Consider the following 16,646-nt stretch of genomic DNA (forward strand, 5'->3'; position numbering starts at 1 on the left):
CCCTATGAGTTACGCTGATGGCATCATGCCCATAACAATCAATACCCTTCTTGCGATGTATGCGCAAGGCGAGAAAATCACCATGCTTACCGCTTACGATGCTACTGCAGCTGCTTTAGTCGATCGTGCGGGGGTCGATGTGATATTAGTTGGAGATTCTTTGGGTAATGTGGTGCAAGGCCACGGTAGCACTACACCCGTGACAGTGGCACAAATGGCTTATCACACCGCCTGTGTTAATCGTGCGAATACCCGAGCGTATTTAATTGCCGACCTGCCTTTTGCCAGTTATGGTGAGCCACACCAAGCCCTCGATTCTGCCGCTGAGCTAATGCGCGCCGGCGCCAATATGGTGAAGCTTGAAGGGGGTCGTTGGCAAATCGAAACTATCCAATTTTTAGTCGATCGGGGGGTGCCAATTTGTGCTCATTTGGGTTTATTACCCCAATCGGTCCACATCCTTGGCGGTTATAAAGTACAAGGTAAAGTTCCCGATGCTGCTAGTGCGATGTTGGCCGAAGCCAAAGCGTGCGCCGCTGCTGGCGCTCAAATGCTGGTACTGGAAGCCATCCCTGCGTCTTTAGGTAAACGCATTACTGCGGAAATTTCTATTCCAACCATTGGCATTGGTGCTGGGGTCGATTGTTCGGGTCAAGTTTTAGTCTTGCCTGATATGCTTGGTATGAGTCCTGGCAAGCCCGCAAAGTTTGTCAAAAACTTTCTAATTGGCGAGTCTTCTATTGAGGGAGCCATAAAAGCGTTTGTCAGGGAAGTAAAGGCGGGCACCTTCCCCGCAAAGCAACATGGCTTTAGCTAAAAAAACTGCGGACACGATCGACCCAACCGTTCTGATGTGGGCTATGCTTTTCACCGCCCTGCTTTAAATTTTCATCAAATTGACGCAGTAATTTTTTCTGCTCTTCAGATAACTTGACTGGCGTTTCCACAATTACATGGACATAAAGATCGCCAAGTACTGCCGATCTTAAGGCCTTCATACCCTTATTGCGTAAGCGGAAAGTCTTGCCTGTTTGCGTGCCCTCAGGCACTGGAAACTCTACTCGACCAGATAAAGTTGGCACTTCAATTGCACCGCCAAGCGTAGCAGCCGCATAGGAAATTGGCATCTGGACATGTAAATCGCTGCCGTCACGCTCGAAAACGGGATGCGCTTTGACCCGCACTTCGACGTATAAGTCGCCCGCTGGACCACCATTAATGCCGGGCTCACCATTGCCTACCGAGCGAACGCGCATGCCATCATCAATGCCCGCAGGAATTTTAATTTCAAGGGTTTTTTGTTCTTTAATTTTGCCGCTACCTTGGCATTGTTTGCATGGCTTAGGGGTGTACTTCCCTGTACCGCGACATTTTGGGCAAGTTTGTTGCATCGAAAAAAAGCCTTGCGATACGCGAACTTGTCCGCGACCATCACAAGTAGGGCAATCTTCTACTTTTGTACCAGGCTCCGCGCCATTGCCTTTGCAATGCTTGCAATCGCTCCAACTTGGAACGCGAATTTGCGTTGAATATCCTTCTGCTGCCTGTTCTAAGGACACTTCCATGTTGTAACGCAGGTCGGAGCCTTTATAGACTTGAGGTCCACCCGTATTGCGTCCGCCAGACTGGCCAAAAATGTCGCCAAAAATGTCGCCAAAAGCATCTGCAAAACCGCCGGTCGCGCCACCTCCAAAGCCGCCCATTCCTCCCATACTAGGATCAATACCAGCATGACCATATTGGTCATAAGCGCCCCGCTTTTGAGAATCGGTTAACACTTCATAGGCCTCTTTGGCCTCTTTGAACTTAGCCTCTGAACCCTGATTATCGGGGTTGCGATCGGGATGATGCTTCATCGCTAATTTGCGATAGGCTTTTTTAATATCCTCTTCACTTGCACTTCTCGAGACCCCAAGCACATCGTAATAATCGCGTTTACTGGTCGCCACAGACCCATCCTTTCAACTTCATTAAAACGGCACAAGTCGGCACAGGGCCGACTTGTTGTTTACTTCTTCGTGTTGAGGTGGATTACTTCTTCTCATCAACCTCTTTAAATTCAGCATCGACCACATCCGCGTCGGGCGCAGCGCCAGGACCTCCAGCTGCACCACTACCCGTTGCCCCTGCGGCACCTGCGGCAGCGCCAGCCGCCTTAGCTTGCTCAGCCGCTTGTACTTTCTCGCCCAGCTTTTGCGCTGCCTTACCAAGAGCCTCCGACTTGGCTTCAATATCAGCCTTATCGCTACCCTTAATGGCCTCTTCTAAGGCCTTCAAAGCCGTTTCAATCGCCTCTTTTTCACCGGCATCTAAAGTAGCGGCGTGTTCTTCTAAGGTTTTCTTGGTTGAATGCGCTAAAGCATCTGCGGTATTACGCGCAGTGACCAACTCAAGCATTTTTTTATCTTCCACCGCATTGGCTTCAGCATCTTTCACCATGCGTTGAATTTCATCTTCGGTTAAACCTGAGTTCGCTTTAATGGTAATTTTATTTTCTTTGCCTGAAGCCTTGTCTTTTGCGGTGACATGCAAAATACCATTGGCATCAATATCAAAAGTCACTTCAATTTGTGGCAAGCCACGTTGCGCAGGAGGAATACCTTCTAAATTAAACTCACCCAATAATTTATTGGCGCTGGCCATTTCACGCTCACCCTGAAAGCACTTAATGGTGACCGCAGGTTGATTATCTTCAGCAGTGGAATAAACCTGAGAATGCTTGGTCGGAATAGTCGTATTTTTTAGAATCATCTTGGTCATCACGCCGCCAAGGGTTTCAATTCCCAAAGAGAGCGGGGTGACATCAAGCAAGAGTACGTCTTTACGATCGCCTGATAGCACCGAACCCTGAATCGCTGCGCCAACAGCAACCGCCTCATCGGGGTTCACATCTTTGCGTGGCTCTTTACCAAAAATGGCTTTGACTTTATCTTGCACAGCAGGCATGCGGGTTTGGCCACCGACCAAAATCACGTCATCGATATCACCAATCGAAACCCCAGCATCTTTAATTGCCATTTCGCAAGGGCCTTGAGTACGGTCAATCAGACCTTCAACTAATGACTCGAGCTTAGCGCGGGTTAGTTTCAAATTTAAATGCTTAGGACCGCTCGCATCCGCGGTCACGTATGGTAAGTTAATTTCAGTTTGTTGAGCCGAGGAAAGCTCAATCTTGGCTTTTTCAGCTGCATCTTTTAAGCGCTGTAAAGCTAATACATCTTTACTTAAATCGACGCCCTGTTCTTTCTTAAATTCTGCAATGATCCAATCGATAATACGTTGGTCAAAATCTTCGCCGCCAAGAAAGGTATCGCCATTCGTTGATAAAACTTCAAATTGCTTTTCACCGTCAACGTTGGCAATTTCAATAATTGAAACGTCAAAAGTACCGCCACCAAGGTCATATACCGCAATTTTGCGATCGACTTTATCTTGTTTGTCGAGTCCGAATGCCAGTGCTGCAGCAGTGGGCTCATTAATAATTCGCTTCACATCCAAACCAGCAATGCGGCCCGCATCTTTAGTTGCTTGACGTTGACTATCATTGAAATACGCTGGCACAGTAATAACTGCTTCAGTGACTTCCTCGCCCAAATAATCTTCAGCCGTCTTTTTCATTTTGCGCAGAATTTCAGCTGAAACTTGTTGTGGCGCCATTTTTTTGCTGCGCGCCTCAACCCATGCATCACCGTTATCCGCTTGCACAATTTCATAAGGCATCAAGGTGATGTCTTTTTGTACCTCGGCATCGGTAAATTTTCGACCCATTAAACGCTTGACTGCATAAATCGTGTTTTTAGGATTGGTCACCGACTGTCTTTTAGCGGGCGCACCCACCAATACTTCACCGTCCTCGGCGTAAGCAATAATTGACGGGGTCGTCCGACCACCTTCAGCGTTTTCAATTACCTTGGGGGCATTATTTTCAACCACCGAAACACACGAGTTCGTGGTACCCAAGTCAATCCCAATAATCTTTCCCATATCTGCTCCAAATAAATAATTGCTAGGTAAATACTGCTGCTTAAATGAATTTGTAAATCATCTCTTATTCATCAAATGGGGGCAAATAAGCTAAATTCAAGCCCTAAAACAGGCTTTTTTAGGTCTTTTTTGGCTTTTTTAGGGCCCGATCTCCCCTGCCCTACTTGGTTTCGCTCACAGTAACTAGGGCTGGGCGCAGGATTCGGTCTGCCAAAGAATATCCCCTTTGCAGGACACTAACCACCGTATTTGGGTCTTGATCTGCAGGCACCATCGCAATGGCCTGATGCAAATGGGGGTCAAACTTGTCGCCAGTCGCTGGGTTAATTTCTGCTATGCGACCTTTCTCAAAGGCCGAGGCCAATTGCTTTAAGGTGATATCAAGACCTTCTTTAAACCCCTTTGCATCAACTGCCTCAGTTGCTAATGCAGCATGTAAGCTATCGGCCACAGGAATCAGGTGCTCAGCAAAATTTTCAATGGCAAACTTATGGGCTTTAGCAATGTCTTCGGCGGCTCGGCGACGAATATTTTCCCCTTCCGCTTTAGCGCGTAAAAAGTTATCGTGCATTTCGCTTAATTTTTGATTCAGCTCGGCCACTTCTGCCGCAGGCACGCCACTGACACTAGTGGCATCTGGCGCCCTATCTTGTATATCAATAGGTTGGACAGGGTTGATATCGTCTGGCAAGGGCTCGGGGGTTTGGGTATCCGGTTTGGCTTGGGTCATAAATAATCTTCACTCACAATAATCATCGCTTGGGTAAGACAGTTAGTTGGGGATAAGATCCACTTTTTCAAGTAGCGCAACTCAATTATCGCTTGCCAGACGAGCCATTGCTGCCGTGGCTCGTTCTTCGCGTAAACATAACTCAGCTGGAGTTTCTGGTAGTACCGGCCAGCCACTTAAATGAACCTGGGCAATCGCCATTAAAGCCTCAATCCACTGAGGGCTATCATTTAAGCAAGCGATATAGTTGTAATTATCGCCGCCAGCCTCTTCAAACAAAATCTTACCCTCCATGGCAATTTCTTCTAGGGTTTCCAAGCAGTCGGAGGGAAAACCAGGACAAACAATATCGACTCGAGGACAACGACTTTTACCCAACGCCTCAAGGGTTAAGGCGGTATAGGGCTTTAGCCATTCGGCTTTACCAAAGCGGGATTGAAAAGTCACCAAATACTGCCCCGGCTCAAGATCTAAAGCCTCGCCCAATAAACGTCCTGTTTTTAAGCATTCGCAATGGTAGGGATCACCCATCAGCAAATTGCGTTTTGGCAGTCCATGAAAAGACATCACCAATCGCTCGCCAGCGGCAAAATTTGGGCGCCCGTGTTGTTGCCAAAAAAGCGCAATGCGATGGCGTAAGGCATCGATATAGGCAGGGTTATCGTGGAAATGCTTGACCACGCGTAGCTCAGGCTGATTGCGCCAATGGCTCATCAACCGCAACATTTCATCAAAGCTTGAAGCTGAGGTCGTGGCAGAGTACTGGGGATATAAAGGCAGCACTAAAAGTCGTTCAATTGTGCCCAGTGCCTGCATTTTTTCTACTACCTCGGCCATTGAAGGCTTGCCATAACGCATTGCTAATTCAACGACGATCGGCTGGTTCTGCTGCGTGAATTTTGCTTGCAAAGATTGGGCTTGCAAACGGGAATAGTGGAGTAAAGGTGAGCCGAGCTCACCAAGCCAAATCGAGGCATATTTTTTGGCTGAGGTGCCACTGCGAATTGGCAAAATAATCAGATTTAATAAAAGCCACCAGACGAATTTAGGAATTTCTACGACCCTTGGGTCGGATAAAAATTCCCGTAAATATCGACCTACTGCCTGCCGCGTTGGTGCTTCAGGTGTGCCTAGATTCAGTAACAGAATCGCAGTTTGCGTCGCACGCAAATGGGATGGTAGATTCACAAATAAGCTTCGGATGAATGGGCTAAGTTAGATTCAAGGGGCAAGCTTAACTCAGAATTCTCAAGTCAGTGGGTTGCTTAAAGCCCCGGACAATAACTTGGAAGTAATATCAACGATCGGAATGACCCGATCATAAGCCATGCGGGTTGGGCCAATGACGCCCAGAGTGCCGACAATTTGCCCATCAACGCTATACGGTGCACTAATAATGGCCAAATCTTCATAGGGAAGTAAATCGCTTTCCCCGCCAATAAAAATCTGAATTCCATCAGCGTGACTCGAAACATCCAACAACTGCATGAGTACTGACTTCTGCTCCAGCATATCGAACATTTTACGTAATTTATCTAAATTCGAGCTTAAGTCACCCACATTGAGTAAACGTCGCTCGCCCGAAACGACTACATCATTTTGGGTAAAGGCTGACTCAGAAACCCCAGTATTTAAAGCTAAAACCATTAAGCCTGAGATGTCGGTGCGTAACTTATCTAACTCCAGCAATAAGCGCTTACGAACCTCTGAAAAGCTTTTTCCAGCAAATTGAGCATTAATGTAATTGCCTGCCTCAATCAGTTGGCTCGGGGTGTAATCTTGGGTGGTAGGCAAAATGCGGTTTTGCACATCGCCTTCGGGGGTAACCATAATTAACAGTATTTTTCGCTCTCCCAATCGCAAAAACTCAATTTGCTTGAATATCTGGGCTCGCTTTGGTGTCATTACTACACCCGCAAAATGGGTCAAATTAGAGAGCATTTCGGCAGCCGAAGTTATTACCTGTTGGGGTGAGTTTGGGGGTAATCCCTTCTCAATTGCCCTTGATGCGAGCTCCTCAAGGGGCCGAACCGTAACCATCGTATCGACAAATAGCCTATAGCCACGGGGGGTTGGCACCCGCCCAGCAGAAGTATGGGGGCTCGTGACCAAACCCATCTCCTCTAAATCGGCCATCACATTACGAATCGTGGCGGCCGATAAATCGAGGCCTGAGAAGCGTGACAGGGTTCGCGACCCAATGGGCTGCCCCTCCTCGATGTACCGCTCGATTAGGGTTTTGAGAAGTGCGCGAGACCGATCATCCATGTTGGAAGTGATTTTATGCCTATGGTTTAATCGTTATATGTTAAGCCCATCTTCAAAATCAGCTGAAATTCGCTTTCGCCGCATTGCCTTGGTTGGTAAATACCAAGCCGAGGGCATTGGAGAGCGACTGCAAGAGCTAGCTATCTTACTTGCCAAGCTGGGTTGTACGGTTTTTGTTGAAGCAGATACTGCCCAACATATTGAGTTGCAGCAATACCCCACCCAAGTCCTCAAGAACTTTACAAGCACAATTGATTTGACAGTGGTATTGGGTGGCGACGGAACCATGCTCGGCATTGGTAGACAACTTGCTGGAAGCCAAGTTCCTTTAGTCGGAATTAATATGGGTCGTTTAGGTTATATGACCGATATTCCCATTCAAGATATTGCTACGGTACTACCGCAAATTATTCGCGGCGAATATGAGGCCGATACCCGGACTTTATTAGATGCCGTCGTCAAGCGTGGCTCTCAAACAATCAATCGAGCGCTAGCTTTAAATGATGTGGTAGTTAATCGCTCTGGCACCTCGGGTATGTTAGAGCTCGCGGTGGCTGTCAATGACTCATTTATGTACAACCAACGCTCTGATGGCTTAATAATTTCGACACCCACTGGCTCAACCGCCTATGCCTTATCAGCAGGCGGACCAATTCTGCATCCTAAAGTGCCTGGCATTGTCTTAGTGCCCATTGCCCCACATGCGCTTTCTAATCGGCCCATAGTTTTGCCACAAGATGCCATAGTCAGCATTGAAGTAGCAGGCGGTGGCGATGTGATTGTGAACTTTGATATGCAATCACTCACCAATTTACAAATTGGTGATCGTATCGAAGTACGCCTATCCAATAAATCCATCACCCTACTCCATCCACTCGGCCATAGCGATTATCAAACCTTGCGGGAAAAACTGCATTGGAATGAATATCCTTCGACCTTTTGATTTTAGTAGTAAGCGAATAACAGATGTTGCAAACACTCACGCTGCATGACTTTGTCATCGTCGACCAACTTGAATTGGATTTTGCCACTGGCTTTACGGTTTTAACTGGCGAGACTGGGGCTGGTAAATCGATTTTGCTCGATGCCTTAAGTTTAGTTTTAGGGGAGCGCGCCGATAGCAGTCAAATACGCGAGGGCTGTAAGCGGGCAGAGATTAGTGCCTTTTTTAGACTTGCAGCACCACTGCAACAAAGCCTCCAAAATTGGCTTGATGAGCAAGGTTTTCCCATCGAAGATGGGGGTGAGAGCCTGCTTTTAAAACGTAGTATTGAAACGAATGGACGTAGTCGCGCCTTTATTAATGGCAGTGTGGCAACCTTAAACCAATTACGTGAAGCTGGCGATTTACTCGTCGATATTCATGGTCAACACGCCCATCAACTACTTCTAAAAGGTGGCGCGCAACGTGATTTACTCGATCACCACGCTGGCCTAACGACCTTAGCTAAAAACGTTGCCGAACAATTTCGCCTCTGGAACGATAGTCGCCGCAGGCTTACGCAAGCTGAAAATGCAGGGCAAGATAGACAACGTGAGCGTGAGCGCTTGGAATGGCAACTAGAGGAACTTCAAGTGCTCTCGCCCCAAGAAGGCGAGTGGTTGACGGTTCAAAGCGATCATGCACGGTTAGCGAATGCGGCAAAAATTATTAGTGGCTGTCAAGCGGTAATTGATAACTTGAGTGAAGTTGAAAATTCAGTGGCCACCGTACTCTCGAAGTCTAGTAGCGAGATTCAAACCCTGAGTACCCACGATAGTAATCTAGTTGAAGTTAGCGTCACGCTTGAGGGTGCACAAATTCAGGTAGATGAAGCGATTCATGGCTTAACACGCTATCTGCAAAAAATTGAACTTGATCCAGAACGACTTGGAGAAACAGAGGCTCGCATGCAAGCCTTGCATAGTGCTGCGCGCAAATTTAAAGTGCCTGCCGAGCAGTTGCCGCAACTATTACTCGATATTGAAGATAGTTTGGCAACCTTAACTGCTGCACAAAATATTGATCTATTAAAAAAACAAGTAGCCTCTGCAGAGGCGAATTTTATGCAATTAGCCCAACAACTATCGCAACAACGTAGCAGCATGGCAAAACAATTAAGTAATCAGGTTACCGCAGCGATGCAAGGTTTATCAATGGCTGGTGGACAATTACAAATTAGCTTGCTGCCCCTAGCCGAAGGCAGTGCGGGCGGCTTAGAGCAAATTGAATTTTTAGTTGCGGCGCATCCAGGGGCGACACCCCGACCCCTAGCAAAAGTGGCTTCAGGTGGAGAATTAGCGCGAATTAGCCTCGCCATTAGTGTAATTACTAGCCAAGCCGCTTTTACGCCAACTTTAATTTTTGATGAAGTCGATGCTGGTATTGGTGGGGCAGTAGCAGAAACCGTGGGTCGTTTGTTGCGTCAACTCGGGGAATCGCATCAAATTTTATGTGTAACCCACTTGCCACAAGTCGCCGCACAAGCTAATCAACACTTAAAAGTCAGTAAAGCCATTAGTAAAGCCGGGGAGGAAGAAAAGACCCTCTCTCATGTCAGCTTATTAAACCGCGCTGAACGGGTTGAAGAAATAGCCCGCATGCTGGGTGGCACCACACTTACCGAAACTACTCGGCGTCATGCGCGCGAACTTCTAGAGCAGCATTAGGCTCTAAGATGGACTTCCATAGGGCTATAACTTGCAGGCGTGCTGCTGCAAACTCTGGGTGCTGCTGTAAATCAAGTCGTGATTTATCAACCCCATCTAAACGCAAGCGATGTTGTTTAGCCCTAAACAAGCGATAGGCATTGCCAACTGCAGTCGCGGCAGAACGATCTATCAATTGACAATCGGCAGCGCTACTAAGTAAGGCAATATTTCCTAAATTCGCAATTAATTGCGGGTGAAAGTAGGCAAAAGCTAAAACTAAATATTGCACGATGAACTCGATATCTACCATGCCCCCTTTATCGTGCTTTAAGTCAAATTGATTTGTAGCATTGGGGTGGCCCTCATGTACCTTCATGCGCATGGATAATATTTCTTGACGCAATATCTCTGGGTCACGCAGGTGCCCTAACACAGCAGCACGAATCTGCTCAAATTCAGTGGCAAGTTGAATTTGTCCTGCCGCAAAACGGGCTCGCGTTAGGGCCTGATGCTCCCAGACCCAAGCGACATTTTTACCTTCACGCAATTGATATTGCTTAAACGCTGCCAAGCTAGTGACTAAAAATCCGGCTGATCCATTAGGCCTTAAGCGGGTATCAATCTCAAATAAAGTGCCCGCTGAAGTAAATGCAGTTAACCAATTAATCATGCGCTTGGCCAACAGCGTATAAATTTCTTGGGCCCTTAAATCATCCTCCTCGGCCGCATAAATAAATACTAAATCTAAGTCAGAAGCATAACCAAGCTCTTTGCCGCCTAATTTGCCATACGCAATAACAGCAAATGGGGGCAGGGGTTGATTTGGTAAGATAAATTTTTTCGCAACACCAATCCACACCCGCTCATAACTCACTTGCAACATCATGTCGGCAAGTGCTGATAAGCGATCACTTATTTTTTCTACGCCCAATGGCGCTTGGGTGCCAATCCCTAAATCTGCCAGTAAAATTAAAAAGGTTTCCGTTTGATGGCATACCCGCAATACATTCATTGCCTGTTCATCCGTTGCGGCATCTTGCAAGGCATCGTCTAGCCGCAGATCGAGATGCGACTTAACCTCCTGCCAATACACTGCGGGTTCATGTACTAATTTTTCTTCAGCACTTGAATCGAGTAAATTATCTAGTAAGTGTGGATGGCGGGTTAGGTATGTCGCACCCCATTGAGAGGCTTTTAACAAGGCCAAAATATTAATTAAGGCTTGTGGATACTCGGCCAAAATCGATAAATAAGCGCCGCGTCTCGCAATGGCCTCTAATAAGTCACAAAAACGAATGAGTACTTGATCGGCCTCACTTGAAGGGAGCAACTCGGCAGCTAATAAATCAACGACTTTTTTTAAGACATTGACGAGAATGAGGCGGCTGGCTGCCGGTAAGGCTTTTTGTTTACCGCTAGCTAACCACAATTGCCAGCGCTCTAAGGCCTGCGGAAAAGATTGTGCATCAGGCTGCCAAGCAGGGGAAGCTGAATCGATATCAAGACGAGTATTTTTATCCAGCGCGAAAGCTTTTTCAAAAATCCGCGCCACGTTATTTTGTTGTTGGTCAAGTTGCGCTAGAAATGCAGTTCCCAAACTTGGTTCATCGATAGGTCTATCTGCGCCTGCCATACTTTCTGCAAAGCGAAGCCGTGCAATCTCATCTTCAGGTAAAAGATGCGTTTGTTGATCTTCCCAAATTTGTAAGCGATGTTCTAAACGCCTTAAAAATTGATAAGCGCAGACCAGTTCATCAATTTCTATTTGCGGCAATAGGTTTTGCTGAGCGATTAAGTCCAGAACGTCTAAAGTGGGACGAATTTGAAACCGTGGATCGGTGCCGCCGCGCATTAATTGAAACATTTGCGCCACAAATTCGATTTCGCGAATTCCACCTCGCCCTAATTTAATATCTTGCGCGCGACTGGGTTTGCCAAGTCGACTTAAGCTTCGGCGCTCAGCTTCGCGCTGTATTTGGACGTGCAAATCACGAATGGCAGCAATAACGCCATAATCTAAGTGACGCCGATATATAAATGGGCGCACAATTTGCGTTAATGCCTTATTGCAGCGTACCGAGTCGATCGCCGCAGGCGCTGGGTAGACTAAGCGTCCTTTTATCCACGCATAGCGCTCCCATTCTCTTCCTTGAACAGATAAATATTCTTCAAGCATATCGAGACTACAGACCAACGGCCCTGAGTCACCATTGGGCCGTAAACGCATGTCGACTCTAAAAACAAATCCATTGGCATTTTGCTCAGCGAGTAATTTAATCACTCGCTTGCCAGCTCGCTCAAACCACTCATGATTGGACAAGACCTTCGTACCACCCTGAGTATGGCCATCTTGTTCGTATAAAAAAATTAAGTCAATATCGGAGGAGACGTTGAGTTCACCACCGCCCAATTTTCCCATCCCAACAACGATGAGCGGCAATTCACAATGTAAGGTGGGGCTCCACGGCAAGCCAAAACGATCCTGCAAATCAAGCCGTGCGCGTAATACAGCTAAACCAATAGCTTGCTCTGCAAAGTAGCTCAGGGCGGCAGTAACCTCGGCTAAGCTAGCGAGCTGATTGAGGTCTCGAAATGCAAGCCAAATCATAAATCGTTGCCTGGCTAAGCGAATTTGCGCCATGAAATTGGCTTCCGTGTCATGCGTATTACTTGCGGCCTCAATTGCCCCTAACAAGAGCGTCCTTACCCCAGCCTGATCTAAAGGCAGCGAACCCCAATGCGCAAGCCAGTCTAGCCAATCTGGGTGAGCAATAAGCCAGCGATCAGAAAAAATCGAATGGCGCCGCAACCAACTAACCTGGGACTGAAATAAGCTCATGACTCCATCTTAATCTGTGCCCTTTTAGGGGATCAGCAAAAGCACGCAAGGCTGACGGATAATAGGGTACATGTTCAGTAAATTTGTACCCCAAAACGTCAAACTCAAACGCTGGTGGCGGCGTTTATTGATTCTCATGGCAACCCTCTGTGTCCTCCTCATTCTAGGACATTTAACGATTCGCTTTTGGCTCTGGCCACAATTAGAGACATCTAAGCCAACGATTGAACGCCTCATTGGTGCGCGCTTAGGTGTTCAGGTCGAAATCGATCAGCTCGCAGTAGCTTGGACTGGCATAAGACCGTCATTTCAAATTCAGGGCTTGCGTTTTGTGAATGCCCCCAATAAAAAAGCACAACTAACTTCACCCCTGCTCGAAATTAAACGTATCGACGGCGAGTTAAGTTGGCTCTCTTTATATCATCTAAAACCTTACTTTCATCGTCTTGAGTTTGATGATGCGCAGATCCAGATGCGCCGCGAGCTTAATGGCAACTTGACAATTGCTGGGATTGATTTAAAAACCAGTCCTAACGATTATTCAGGTAGCAATTGGTTGCTTGAACAAGATCAATTGATTGTTAATCATGTCCAAATTAGCTGGCAAGATCTTGCCCGCAATTCAAGTCCGATTCCCGTTCAACTCGATCACTTAGAACTGACGAATGGGATTCGCAGTCATCAAGGTCAATTAAGCATTCAAAGTCCTTGGCATCAAAAGCCACTTCAGCTTCAAGCTGACTTTTCGCATCGACTTGCGCGCGAAGCGGGTAACTGGCGCAATTGGAATGGTCAATTTTCCTGGGAATTAAGCGGTTTAAATTTAACCCAACTCTCGCAAGACTTTAAATTACCGTTGTATTCGCTTGCTGGTTTACTGAATTCGAGTGGCAAATTGGTGCTCGATAACGGCATGCCAGAACGCAGTACCATCCAGCTGAGCGGCGAACAAATTCAAATACAAAGGTCAAAAGAAAAAGATGGGTTAGGCTTTGGTCGGCTTGAAGTAAATCTAATTCAAAGCAGTCTTGGCCAAATGATTTTGGTCAATACCAAAAATCTAGCTTGGCGAGATTTACATAGCGCTGCCAATGCTACTCTCCAAAAAATTGGGCCCATGACTTTTAAATGGCGTGCACCTGAAAAGGGCTCTGAATTGAAAGAATTTGGTTTCTCCGCCCCCTCTATTCGCTTAGAAGATCTCACCCGGTTTGCCAAAAATTTACCGTTGCCCAAAAAAATAAACCAGTTGATTGCCAATGCGCATGCCAGCGGTGAGTTGCAAAATATTGACCTCAGTTGGGCTGAAAGTAAATCGTCTTTACCCTTACCATCAGCCTGGCTTGGTGAGGCGCAGCTTAACTTAGACCTCAGTGTTAAGTTAGTCGACTGCAGTTTTACTACACCCTTTAAAGCCTTACCATCCATTGCGCATTTAAGTGGTACTTTACTAAGCACAGAAAAAGCCGGCTCCCTCACGCTCGATTCACAACACTTAGCCCTACAAATTAAGGAATTTTTAAGCGATCCCCAACTACAGTTTGATCAAGCAAGTGGCTTAATAGAGTGGAAAAAAACTAAAGATGACTGGGAAATTAGCGGCAAGAAAATGCAGTTAGAAAATAAAGATTTGGCGACTACTTTTGCTGCCAACTATATTTTGAAAGGCTCTCAAGCGAAAGATATCCTGACTTTAGATATGAATTTTGCGCGCGCCGCAATGCCGCAAATTCATCGTTATTTACCGCTGGCAATGAATCTTGAGACTACGGCCTTTCTTGCCAAAGCATTTGGTAGCGGTGAAGTCAAAAATGGGGTGATTCATATTAAAGGTAATCCAACTGAAATCCCGTTTGCCAAACCTCAAGCGGGCGAGTTTTCAGTAAAGCTACCAGTTGTCAACGCCAGCCTTATCCCCGATCCGCTGTTACCGACTAATCAAGGTAGCTGGCCAAGCTTTAGTGCGGTCAATGGTTTAGTTGCAATTCAGCAAACTAAGCTTGATATTGCTATTGATCAAGCACAATACAAGGAGGTGAATTTGCAACAATTTACCGCCAGCATTGCCAATATGAGTGCAGCGCAACCGATCTTACAAATTAACGGTAAGGCACAAGGCGACCTTGCGCAAATGTTTGAATATCTTCAACCAACCCCCGTTTTAATGCAACATGAGCAGTTAAGTAAAAATCTTAAAGTATCTGGACCAGCATTACTAAACCTCGATTTACAAATTCCGTTTGCTGCAAGTCAAGAGCCCATCATTAATGGTGAGCTAGTCCTCAGTAAAAATCGCTCTCAGTGGGGTGATTTTCCACCGCTTGAAAATATTCGTGGCACCCTACGTTTACGCGACGAAAAGGCGGAGTTTGAAGATGTGTATGCAGAATTACTGGGAGGAACCCTGCAAATCACCAGTACCTTTGATAAAGCCAATAAAAAACTATTTACGCTGAATGGTAATGCTAATAGTGGAGCGATCAAATCGTATTTTGCTTCCCCTAACCGTGCCGCCAATCCCTTTCTCACAGCGTTAAGCGGGAAATTGAATTACAAAGGCACGATTGCCGCCAGCGCATTGGCAGCCGACTTTAATCTCATTTTTGATTTACAGAATCTCGGTTTTGATGTGCCAGCACCATTTAAAAAAGCAATTGGCACTGCTATGCAAGCAGAAATTAACGTACACAGTTCGCCCGGCTCGAAAACAAAGCCCCATACCGTTGATTGGTCTGGCCGCATTGGGGATTTGATTTCAGCGCAAGGCAACCTCACCGAGGGTGAAGCATCACGCCAAAGTTTTGGCGTGGGTGTAGTAGCGCCAAAACCCACCAGCGACACAACGCTAAGCTTGCAATTGGCCGAACTCAATGCTGATAGCTGGCAAATATTTTTCAATAGTACCGCCCTTAAAGAAACAAATAATTCAAAGGCAATTGGTCTAGCGGATCTCTCCATTGGTCAAATTAATGCTCAAATTAAGAATTTTATTTTCTTGAATCGCACTTGGCCTGATCTTTACATTAATGCTAGCGGCAAAAATAATAGCTTGATAACCAGAATTAATTCGCCCGCGCTTGCTGGTCAAGTTGATCTACAACTGAATTCGGCAGCAGCAAAACCTAATCGGGTGAGCGGCAAACTAACCTATCTGCATATACCCCCAGCGAATTTGCTTACCCCTCCCTTGAATGCTGAAATGAAGGCTGCCGATACAACGCTAGCAACTGTTTCAAACCAGAAAAAAATCCGTTTAATGCCCGATATTGACCTCACTATTAATGATTTTACTTGGGCAAAAGGTCAGCTTGGTGTCACAACACTAAAAGCCAGCAACCAAGGTGATCGCTTTCAAATCGACTCTTTGAAGGTCAGTAATGCCGATGCTAAAGTCAACATTACTGGCCAGTGGTTTGATGTTCCCCAAGAGGGTAATGAGCACACCTCGCTTGATGTTGAGGCAGACATAAGCAATTTAGGCGTGATTATTTCGCGTTGGGGTAACCCCGATCAAATTGAAGGCGGTATGGGGAAGCTGACAGCTAAACTCGACTGGCAAGGCTCACCCTTCCAACCTGAATGGAGCTCCATTGCTGGCCAACTTGATCTTGATTTGAGCAATGGACGTTTATTGGAAGTAGATACTGGCGCAGTGCAATTACTAAATGTATTGAGTTTACAAAGCTTATTAAAATTTGCCAGCTTTAATGAAGTCAGTATGGCTCGCAACATGACTAGCAAAGGCACTGCCTTTAACCAAATTACGAGTACGTTTAACATTCGTAATGGAGTTGCGCGTACAAATCAATTTAATATGGAATTAAATCAAGCGCGTTTATTGATGTCAGGTTTAATCAGCATCCCCAATCAAACCCAAGATTTACGCGTGACCATTTTCCCCACTCTTGATGCCACGTCTGGCGCTTTAGCACTATTTGCAATTAATCCTATCGCTGGTTTAGGCGCCTTAGTAGGACAATATCTGTTAACCAATCAAATTAACAAAGCCATGCAATCCGACTATTTGATTCAAGGCTCTTGGAAAACTCCAGAGATCATTCCGCTAAATCAACAAGGTCAACCCCTTGACCCAAGCGTAATGGACTCGATTCGAAAACGCAATCTACTGCGCGAACAGCAAGAGCCAGCAGCAGCACCATTACCGCGCGTTAGCACTTCTGCACAATAAAAACC

Annotated in this window: 10 protein-coding genes; 4 read left to right on the forward strand and 6 right to left on the reverse strand. The window is 46.3% G+C overall.

The window, feature by feature from the left end; translation table 11 throughout:
- Nucleotides 1–4: 4 nt before the first annotated feature.
- The gene (gene panB, locus LZG75_RS10460; protein ID WP_233937477.1) at nucleotides 5–817 is read left to right on the forward strand and encodes a 3-methyl-2-oxobutanoate hydroxymethyltransferase; all 813 of its coding nucleotides are present in this window, start codon (nucleotides 5–7) and stop codon (nucleotides 815–817) included.
- On the opposite strand, the gene dnaJ is transcribed toward panB, so the two are convergent.
- The 5 genes from dnaJ to hrcA all read right to left on the reverse strand — a co-directional run bounded on the left by dnaJ (nucleotide 810) and on the right by hrcA (nucleotide 6,982).
- Entirely contained in the window at nucleotides 810–1,949 is a 1,140-nt protein-coding gene (gene dnaJ, locus LZG75_RS10465; protein ID WP_233925111.1) for a molecular chaperone DnaJ, read from the reverse strand. The genes panB and dnaJ overlap by 8 nt on opposite strands.
- Nucleotides 1,950–2,031: 82 nt before the next feature.
- The gene (gene dnaK / locus LZG75_RS10470) at nucleotides 2,032–3,984 is read right to left on the reverse strand and encodes a molecular chaperone DnaK (RefSeq protein WP_233937478.1); all 1,953 of its coding nucleotides are present in this window, start codon (nucleotides 3,982–3,984) and stop codon (nucleotides 2,032–2,034) included.
- Between the two features lie 160 nt (nucleotides 3,985–4,144).
- Nucleotides 4,145–4,714, reverse strand: coding sequence for a nucleotide exchange factor GrpE (gene grpE, locus LZG75_RS10475; protein WP_233925114.1), 570 nt, complete (start codon nucleotides 4,712–4,714; stop codon nucleotides 4,145–4,147).
- An 81-nt stretch (nucleotides 4,715–4,795) separates the two neighbouring features.
- Nucleotides 4,796–5,902, reverse strand: coding sequence for a ferrochelatase (gene hemH, locus LZG75_RS10480; RefSeq protein WP_233925116.1), 1,107 nt, complete (start codon nucleotides 5,900–5,902; stop codon nucleotides 4,796–4,798).
- Between the two features lie 60 nt (nucleotides 5,903–5,962).
- Nucleotides 5,963–6,982 carry a heat-inducible transcriptional repressor HrcA gene (gene hrcA, locus LZG75_RS10485; protein ID WP_233937479.1) on the reverse strand — a complete coding sequence of 340 codons (1,020 nt, stop codon included), beginning with the start codon at nucleotides 6,980–6,982 and terminating at the stop codon, nucleotides 5,963–5,965.
- 37 nt (nucleotides 6,983–7,019) lie between these two features.
- Here hrcA and LZG75_RS10490 point away from each other — a divergent pair, with 37 nt between their 5' ends.
- Together LZG75_RS10490 and recN are read left to right on the forward strand one after the other, a co-directional pair.
- On the forward strand, nucleotides 7,020–7,925 hold the full coding sequence (locus tag LZG75_RS10490; protein WP_233925119.1) for an NAD kinase: 906 nt from the start codon (nucleotides 7,020–7,022) through the stop codon (nucleotides 7,923–7,925).
- Between the two features lie 23 nt (nucleotides 7,926–7,948).
- The gene (gene recN, locus LZG75_RS10495) at nucleotides 7,949–9,631 is read left to right on the forward strand and encodes a DNA repair protein RecN (RefSeq protein WP_233937480.1); all 1,683 of its coding nucleotides are present in this window, start codon (nucleotides 7,949–7,951) and stop codon (nucleotides 9,629–9,631) included.
- On the opposite strand, the gene glnE is transcribed toward recN, so the two are convergent.
- Complete coding sequence (gene glnE, locus LZG75_RS10500; RefSeq protein WP_233937481.1) at nucleotides 9,591–12,452, reverse strand: bifunctional [glutamate--ammonia ligase]-adenylyl-L-tyrosine phosphorylase/[glutamate--ammonia-ligase] adenylyltransferase; 2,862 nt, start codon at nucleotides 12,450–12,452, stop codon at nucleotides 9,591–9,593. The genes recN and glnE overlap by 41 nt on opposite strands.
- A 70-nt stretch (nucleotides 12,453–12,522) precedes the next feature.
- Between glnE and LZG75_RS10505 the strand changes: the two genes are divergently transcribed.
- Nucleotides 12,523–16,641: a YhdP family protein gene (locus LZG75_RS10505; RefSeq protein ID WP_233937482.1), complete on the forward strand. Its 4,119-nt coding sequence runs from the start codon at nucleotides 12,523–12,525 to the stop codon at nucleotides 16,639–16,641.
- Nucleotides 16,642–16,646: the final 5 nt, after the last annotated feature.

The organism is Polynucleobacter sp. IMCC30063, from assembly GCF_021395235.1.
In the GTDB taxonomy this organism is placed as follows: Bacteria; Pseudomonadota; Gammaproteobacteria; order Burkholderiales; family Burkholderiaceae; genus Polynucleobacter.